The organism is Runella sp., from assembly GCF_027484545.1.
GTDB lineage: Bacteria > Bacteroidota > Bacteroidia > Cytophagales > Spirosomataceae > Runella.
In genome coordinates, this window is the sequence record NZ_JAIXST010000097.1 from 1 (window position 1) to 8,037 (window position 8,037).

General features: G+C 41.5%; 8 protein-coding genes. 1 reads left to right on the plus strand and 7 read right to left on the minus strand.

Annotated elements, in window-relative coordinates; all coding sequences use genetic code 11:
• Nucleotides 1-214: 214 nt before the first annotated feature.
• Together Q0081_RS08815 and Q0081_RS08820 are read right to left on the minus strand one after the other, a co-directional pair.
• The gene (locus Q0081_RS08815) at nucleotides 215-1,312 is read right to left on the minus strand and encodes a Gfo/Idh/MocA family protein (protein ID WP_298351602.1); all 1,098 of its coding nucleotides are present in this window, start codon (nucleotides 1,310-1,312) and stop codon (nucleotides 215-217) included.
• Nucleotides 1,313-1,445: 133 nt separating this feature from the next.
• On the minus strand, nucleotides 1,446-2,714 hold the full coding sequence (locus Q0081_RS08820; RefSeq protein ID WP_298351605.1) for a pyridoxal phosphate-dependent aminotransferase family protein: 1,269 nt from the start codon (nucleotides 2,712-2,714) through the stop codon (nucleotides 1,446-1,448).
• A 263-nt stretch (nucleotides 2,715-2,977) separates the two neighbouring features.
• Between Q0081_RS08820 and Q0081_RS08825 the strand changes: the two genes are divergently transcribed.
• Entirely contained in the window at nucleotides 2,978-3,331 is a 354-nt protein-coding gene (locus tag Q0081_RS08825) for a hypothetical protein (protein WP_298351608.1), read from the plus strand.
• 82 nt (nucleotides 3,332-3,413) lie between these two features.
• Here Q0081_RS08825 and Q0081_RS08830 read toward each other — a convergent pair whose 3' ends face one another.
• The 5 genes from Q0081_RS08830 to Q0081_RS08850 form a co-directional block, all read right to left on the minus strand.
• Nucleotides 3,414-4,667, minus strand: a complete 1,254-nt coding sequence (locus tag Q0081_RS08830; RefSeq protein WP_298351611.1) for an O-antigen ligase — start codon at nucleotides 4,665-4,667, stop codon at nucleotides 3,414-3,416.
• A 101-nt stretch (nucleotides 4,668-4,768) separates the two neighbouring features.
• A complete protein-coding gene (locus Q0081_RS08835; protein WP_298351616.1) occupies nucleotides 4,769-5,902 on the minus strand; it encodes a glycosyltransferase family 4 protein in 1,134 nt (377 codons plus the stop codon).
• Complete coding sequence (locus Q0081_RS08840) at nucleotides 5,899-6,666, minus strand: methyltransferase domain-containing protein (protein WP_298351621.1); 768 nt, start codon at nucleotides 6,664-6,666, stop codon at nucleotides 5,899-5,901. Before Q0081_RS08840 ends, Q0081_RS08835 begins: the two co-directional genes overlap by 4 nt.
• Complete coding sequence (locus tag Q0081_RS08845) at nucleotides 6,663-7,706, minus strand: glycosyltransferase family 4 protein (protein ID WP_298351624.1); 1,044 nt, start codon at nucleotides 7,704-7,706, stop codon at nucleotides 6,663-6,665. Before Q0081_RS08845 ends, Q0081_RS08840 begins: the two co-directional genes overlap by 4 nt.
• Before the next feature lie 133 nt (nucleotides 7,707-7,839).
• On the minus strand, nucleotides 7,840-8,037 hold a 198-nt coding region (locus Q0081_RS08850; protein WP_298351627.1), incomplete at its 5' end, for a hypothetical protein.

Consider the following 8,037-nt stretch of genomic DNA (forward strand, 5'->3'; position numbering starts at 1 on the left):
CTACTTGATAAATTTATTATCGGTCTGGGAATTTGCCCTGAAACCACTAAAAATTCAGACAATTATCAAAATCTAATCAATTATACTAAAATCGCCGCTTAATTCGTAGCGGACTATTGCAATAAGGAAAAGAGTATAAATGTTAGGCGTAGTGCGTTCGACCTCTTATACTCAAAACTGCTTACTGTAACACGTTTAACCATTCTCTTAATTGTTACAACTTCACAGCCTTCCCTGTTTTGGCAGATTGAACGGCCGCTTCCAAAATTTCCACAACTATTTGATTAACTTCCAGCGACGAAAGATCTTTCTCCGGTTTTATTTCTCCTTTTATGACTGCGGCAAAATACGAGAAGGGGTCGTCGTAAGGTGCTGAAAGTTTCGTTAGTTCCCGTTTTTCTTCAACAGCATCGCGCTTTACTCCATCGCCTAAGCGGGTGCGCATTTGCAACGTACGGTCACAAACTACATATCCTTTTTGACCATAAATTTCCATGTCTTTACGATCAAAAGGCCAATTCCACGATGCCTGAATGATGGCCTGTGATTTAGGATACGTCAAAATAATAGTCGCTTCGTCATCTACTTTGGGATACACATCTGGCTTCATTTGTTGAGTAACTGCCGTCACTGTCAACGGACGCTCTCCTTTCATCAGCCACGTCATCAGATTAGCGCCATAACACCCAAAGTCAATGACGGCTCCGCCTCCATTCATGACAGGATCAGTTAACCAACTCAAAAATTCCTGCGAACAACCGATTTCTTTCGGCCCTTTGTGACCATCATGCACCACTACTTTACGAATATCTCCTAAGGCATTTTTGCCATATATCAAATCATAAGCTACCTGATGGCTTGAATACCAAGTCGTTTCAAAATTAGTCAGCAACTGAATATTGTGTTTTTTAGCCAATGCAACCATCACCTTTGCGTGAGCGGTATTGACGGCCAACGGCTTTTCAACCATGACGTGAATGCCTTTGGGTGCACAAATTTCAACCACTTGTTTGTGTTCAAAAATACTGTTGAAGGCACAAACGGCTTCGGGTTTAGTGGCCGCAATCATGGCTTCCAGCGTGGGGTACCAAAGATTTTCAGGCAAATTATAGCGCTTTAAATAACGCATTGCCAATTCACGATTGGGTTCGGCAACCCCCACAATTTCCACATCCCCTTTGGCGGGTCGACCTAAGATTTGGTGAACGTGGTCATGGATAAATCCAGCAATTCCTAAACGCAAGGGTTTGGCATACATCAGATTAGTGAGAAGAAAAACACAGCAAAAGAGAATGAGTTTCAGGGTTTTCATACAAGGATCGGACCGCCGAAGCGGAAGGTTTATAAACAAAAGCAATGAACCTTCGGAAAATCCCCATCCAATCGTAACAAAAAAGCGGGCATCCCCCTAAGAGATGCACGCTTTAAAGAAGGAATTAAAACTATTATACAGTTACGGCCAAATCAGCACGATAAACACCTGCGTCTAATTTTTCACGCATAGCATCAAATGCATTGAGTGTTTTCTCTACATCGGCCAGCGTATGCGAAGCCGTTGGAATAAGGCGCAAGATAATTTGACCTTTTGGAATCACCGGATAAACAATAATAGAACAGAAAATGCCCATATTTTCGCGCAAATCACGTACCATGTTGGTTACTTCGGGAAGTCCGCCTTCCAATCCCTGCATAAAAACGGGAGTAACGGGCGAAGTCGTCTCTCCGATGTCGAAACCGCGCTCACGAAGCCCGCTTTGCAGCGAGTGTACGATTTCCCAAAGATTTTTACGTAATTCGGGATGTTGTTTAATCAATTCTAAGCGCTTGCGTCCGGCTTCTACGTAAGGCATCGGCAATGCTTTGGCGTAGGTTTGTGAACGCATATTGTATTTGAGATACATGATAATATCTTCATCATCCGCCGCTACAAAGGCCCCAATCGCCGCCATAGATTTAGCAAACGTCGAGAAATACAGGTCAATCTCTTTCGACACGCCAAACATTTCGCCTACGCCTCCGCCATTTTCGCCCATGGTACCAAACCCGTGCGCATCGTCCACCAAAAGACGGAAATTGTATTTATTTTTGAGTTCAACTATTTTATCCAAACTCCCCACTTTGCCAGACATGCCAAATACGCCTTCTGTAATGACCAACACCCCTCCTCCTTTTTCATTGGCAAGTTTGGTAGCACGAATCAGGTTTTTCTCCAAGCTTTCTATATCATTATGGTTATACTTGTAGTACTGCCCCATTTTAGCTTTGTGCAGTCGAATACCGTCAATTAAACACGCATGAGCTTCGGCATCGTAGACAATTACATCTCGGTGGTCACAGATGCACTCGATAACTGACATTACGCCCTGATAGCCGTAATTGAGCAGAAAAGCCTCTTTTTTCCCAACAAATTCAGCCAGTTCTTTTTCAAAAAGCTCGTGCAAATCAGAATTTCCCGACATCATACGAGCGCCCATCGGATATGCTAATCCCCATTTGGCACTGGCTTCTGCATCTGCTTTACGAACTTCGGGATGGTTGGCCAAGCCCAGATAGTTGTTCAAACTCCAGTTCAGGACTTCTCTCCCCTGAAATTTCATGTGTGGGCCAATTTCTCCTTCCAGCTTGGGAAATGAAAAATAATGATGGCTGTTCAGTGCCTTTGCAGCTGCCCCGATTGGGCCCCAGTTATTGCGTAGTTTCTCGAAAATATCCACTTTACTATGCTATTTTTAGAGTTAGATACCCATTTTGGATAAATATTGTGCAAATTTATTGATTCCTAACTCAACTTCAAAGAGTTAGCTGACATTGCATTCCAAGTTAGGCTACCTCGCCTCCAGAAGGCAATAGTACAAATATACATTTAATGACGTAATGTTAACTCAAAATTAAAATGATTGCCAGCGAACCAAAGCCCGAGCGTTTCTTCTAAATTTGTGCCTAATCCTTTCACAAATCCATAAAACTAACTAAAATCATGGAAGATCAATTAAAAAATGCTGCCGAACAAGCCAAGGCAAAAGCACAGGAATTTGCCGCAGAAGCAAAAGAAACATTTGATGAACTCAAAGGAGAAATTACTGAAAAAATACAAAGTGTGGATGTAGAAGCTTTGAAAGCGCAGGCAAGTGCCAAAGCAGAAGAAATGAAAACGGAAGCAGAAGAAGCTTTCGCAGAAGCAAAGGTAAAAGCAGGCGAATTGGCTGCTGAAGCACAGGAAAAATTTGAAGATTTGAAAGAAGAAGCAGGTGAAGCTTTTGAAAAAGCAACCGGTTTTATCAAAGGTCTTTTTGGCGGCAGCGACGACGCTCCGAAAGAAGAAGTTAAATAAGAAAACTGCTACGGTAGTATCAGCAAAATCTCTTCTTACCAAGAAAAAGCAGAAAACACTTTTACTGTGTTTTCTGCTTTTTTTATTCCCCAATCCGTATTTTCTTTTTTGAAACAGCCATTTCTTCGACCGGGAATTGCAAAGAAGAGACGTGAATATAATAAAACATAAACGTCATCCATGGAAAAAACAAAAATTGTCCCGCGTTGAGATTTGACTCAAAATAAGGAATAATCATCAAGGCCGGCAAAAAGATAAAGTATTGGCTGTCAAAGCGCAGGTACTTTAAAAAGGCATTGATGGCATAAAAAATCAAAAAAAACAGAAAACAAAGAATCCCGCCCGAAAACAGAACTTCCAAATAAGAATTGTGAGAGGCCAATTCGGTTCGTACGCCTGCATACCGCTCCAATCCCGCTCGAAAACCGTCAAATCCAAAACCAGTAATAAGTACATTGGGATACTCCGAAAAAACTTTAAAAGCTTCCTGTGCCAACTTGAAGCGCACTTCTCCCCTTTGCCGTCTGATATTGGCATATTTTGCACGAAGGTTGACTACTGAGTCGGGGCTTGCAACGATATAATACGCAAAAGCAATAATACAGATGCTTGCTCCTATCTTTAAGTAAGTGGAAATAATCCGACTCCGCGTCACCAACACCAACGATGAAACGGCCAGCCCGGCGTAGCTGCTGCGTGACCCCGTCAGAACAATCGCCCATAAAACCACAAAAGAAGTCAGAAAAAAAAGATAGCGCAGCCAACGGGACATGGGGAGATTGGCGTATAAATCAAAACTCATCACCACAAACATAGTGCAACTCCAACCAATGATGTTGGCCTTGTAAGCTCCTACGTATTGTCCATACACATTTTCCGATTGAAATGCCACACCAGTGAATAACATGACCGCAACGGGATAGAAATAGATTAAGCTAAAAATTTGCAATAATTTGATTTTGGCCTCGTCTTTTGCATAGTGTCTGAAAAGATAAACGATGAAGTAGTTGGTATAAATTAAGAAGGGTATCCACGATAAAATACGTCCAAAACTGCGGGAAACTTCTACACTGAACGGCAAAACAACGACATTCAAGCCCACAAACCCGTACAATACCCAATTTTTGCCCTGATTAAAAATATACTTGATTTGGCCTTGCGCTAACAAAATTCCTGCCAGAGAAACCACCACTAACCCCGTTCGAAATAGCTTTGCCGCCTGAAAAGAATCTCCTCTCAACCCATATCCATACACCACCAAAAACACATTGAAAAAATACAGCACCAAGTGCCAATTCCAACGTTGTTGATTTCGAAAAACGTTATGCCATTGCATATTTTAAGTCCCCAGTCCATAGTCGACAGTCAATAGTCAAGAAGCATAGTTGACAGTCCACAGAAATAATTTATCATGGGTTGTCGACTGTGGACTGATTACTATGGACTGACAACTGATTCAAGCATTTCTACAAAGTTGCGTAACATTTTGTCTTTGGAAAACTTTTGGATAAAATTCCTCCCGTTTTGGGCTTTCTGAAGCCGTATTTCAGGATGTTGAATGCACTCTCTGACGGCATCTGCAAGCATTTCTGCATTTCCTGATTCAATCAGCCAACCGTTGTTTCCATTGTCCAGCACTTCGGGGATCCCTCCTACGCGCGAGCTGATTACTAAAATTCCGTGCGCTAATGCTTCGATATTGGCCACGCCAAAAGCTTCCGTATACGACGGAACGCAGAAAATATCATTAATCCGTAAGTATTCATACACCCGTGCCTGCGGTTGTGGACCTACGTATTCAAGTTGTATATTCGAACTATGAGCAAAAAATGATTTTAAGTGCGATTCAAACCAAGGTTCCGGCCCAACTACAGTCAGCAAAAATTGATATTCGGGTAGATTTGTAAGCGCTTTGGCCACCAAAGGCAGTTGTCCTACCAAATAATCAGCTTTGACAAAAAGCACTTTGATCGGAGATGAGAATTCCCGATGCGGATTGAAATCAATATCATTCAGGGGAATGGATTTGTAAAGTTTCGTAACTTTTTCAGCGGGCAAGTGATACGTTTTTCGGATTCTTTCCTGCAAAAATTCGGAATTGGCAATTATCAATCGATGCTTTTGAGCCGACAATCGTTCAAACTGTTTGAAGGCAAACCGTTTGAGCCACAGTGATTTTAACTCAAAATTTTGCCAAGTGGACAGCATGTTCTTTTCATCGTTTATCATGCCCACCGTTGGCTTTTTGGAAACTAAACTCGCCCAAGTACCATTAAAAGAATTGATAAAAACCAACACATCAAAATCGTACGATTTTTCTATTTCTTTGACCTTTTGATAATAAATAAACCAGCGCAGTATCTGTCCAAAAGGTTTAAATAAACGAGGAATAGCGAGTTTTACTTTATATACGTACTTCAACTTTTCCAAACGCTCCTCCGAAACATCTTCGGTAACAACTCTTATTTCATGATTTGGAAATAACTCATTGATTTCCAAAATTATATTCGCAAACCGTACAGGGCCATTGGTCACATTCTCAAAGGCATTGGTACAAAATACTATTTTCATACTTTCTTTCTCGCAATATAAACCTTCTCATTGGGCGAAATGCCGTACCGTTTATTGTCAATCCGTTGGGCATAGATATCATCTTCCACTTCAAACCCTTGCGCCCGAAGCCGGTCGGCGTAGTCGGCACCGTAGTACCAACGCTGGTCATGTCCGTGATACAATTTTTGTTTTTCTTCTTTTGTCAACGAAGCGTCCGAGAACGATTTTGGCAAATTTAAGTTGATAGGATCGTGAAAAACCGCGTAGCCATTGGGCTTTAGTACTCGCAAAACCTCGCGCATTACCTTTGAATCATCGGGAACCATGACCAAAATTCCAATCGCAATGAGCACATCAAACGTATTGTTAGGAAACTGAATGTCATCAATGGACATGACGTAATCGGGCTTGACGGTAATGCTGCTCGTAAACGACGTCATGTAGTCGGCAGTGACGTACTCAATAAAAGGATTATTTTTAATGGTAGGAATCAGGCAAATATCCGGTGCAAAGTGCAGCACTTTTTTACGCGGGGTTTCATAAAACCCAAGTCTATCCCGCAGCGTAAGGTAAATATAGCGATGACGTTCGAGCGATTTGCAAGTGGGGCAATAGGCATTTTTACGATAGCGAAAGGGCATAAAAGCTTTGTAGGAAGTTCCACAAATGGGACATTCTACGTCATTGCCCAACCGATACGGAATACTTTTCAATTGTAGCCGTAAGCCGCTTAAACGCCCAATTGCGCCTTGCCCCATCCATTTTTTCAGAACCTGTTTCATAGTTCAAATAAGTTCAAAATATCCCGATAATTGGTTGAATCCACTATGTTAAAGTTTTGTTGACCAACTGCCTCACAATCAATCTTTATAGCATTGTATAGGCGATGCTTCAACTGTTTGGGCGTATTAAAAAGCAATTCTGATTGGTGCCCCAAAAGTGTCATCATTGCCTCTGTTTTTAGCGTAATAACAGGTTTACCGAAAGACATAGCTAAATCGACCGACCCCGAATGGTCAATCCGAACGAAAGGCAGCACAATGACATCGGCAGAGTTGAAAAACACCTGAACTTCCTCGTCCTCAATAAAACGATGAAATATAGTCACGCTTGGAATCGTGTCGGCCTGTTGTTTGATAGACGCAAAATAAGCTGCATCGTAACTTTTTCCTGCTATAATCAGACGGTCGTTCGGTTGGGCTATTTCAGCGTAGGCTTTGAGCAAATTGTCTATTCCTTTGTAGGGTTTCAGTTCTCCAAAAAACAGATATACGAAATCGTTTTCATTCAAATTCAACCGTTTACGGCTTTCCTTTCTCCCTATTTTATTTTCATAATAAAAGTGATACGGCAAATCCTGAATGACTTTGATTCGTTCGGGCTTCAACCCAAATCGCTCAATCGCTGCTTTTTTTGTTTCTTCGGAATATACTCTGATTTGCGAACAATTTCGTAGGAAAAAACCATATATCACTTTTTCCAATCCAAGCCATAATCGGGCATGATTTTGAAGATTATGGAGCGTATGAACCATTTTTGCCCGATAAAAAAAACGCGTGTACGTAATTTCGAAAACAAAAATCAGCGATTTTATCCAACTCCAAAAAAGCGATTTCCCGAGGATAAAACTGTGAACCCAATCGTAATAAATGACATCAGGCTGATGCTGATGTAAAGCCCGAAAGGTACTTCCCAACGGATATTTTTTTCCAACGTTTACCACCATCCCTTGCTGACGAAGGTAGCGTACCAATTCATATTGAAAGGGATTTTCGGGGCCCGCATCGGGCAATACAACTACTTTAAGGGAAGGCTGGGGCAATTGGAGTACGGTTTAAAAAAATTAAGCAATGCAAAAATACAAAATGTGCTTAGAAAAGAACATCCGAAGGCTTTGTATATCAAAACTGTCCCGCAGTTAGCATCTGTTTTCATCGAAAATGCATACGACTCACTTACTTTAACACCCGTTTCAAATGAAAAATAATTGTTGCTGTAATATTTAGTGTTCTTGATGCTGCTTTTGCTAAGTTGAGAGCCTCTGCCCTCAAAGTTGATAAGGCATAACTACCTTTTTCTGACCATGCAATGGGTTTATTTTTTTGCCGATAGGCCACAATCATGTCCACGCCTTTTTCTGCTCTGCCCGAACC

Excerpts from the sequence above, each read along its gene's own strand:
- Q0081_RS08815 (WP_298351602.1), bottom strand. The coding sequence starts at position 1,312 with ATGAAAACCCTGAAACTCATTCTCTTTTGCTGTGTTTTTCTTCTCACT.
- Q0081_RS08825 (WP_298351608.1), top strand. The coding sequence starts at position 2,978 with ATGGAAGATCAATTAAAAAATGCTGCCGAACAAGCCAAGGCAAAAGCA.
- Q0081_RS08830 (WP_298351611.1), bottom strand. The coding sequence starts at position 4,667 with ATGCAATGGCATAACGTTTTTCGAAATCAACAACGTTGGAATTGGCAC.
- Q0081_RS08835 (WP_298351616.1), bottom strand. The coding sequence starts at position 5,902 with ATGAAAATAGTATTTTGTACCAATGCCTTTGAGAATGTGACCAATGGC.
- Q0081_RS08840 (WP_298351621.1), bottom strand. The coding sequence starts at position 6,666 with ATGAAACAGGTTCTGAAAAAATGGATGGGGCAAGGCGCAATTGGGCGT.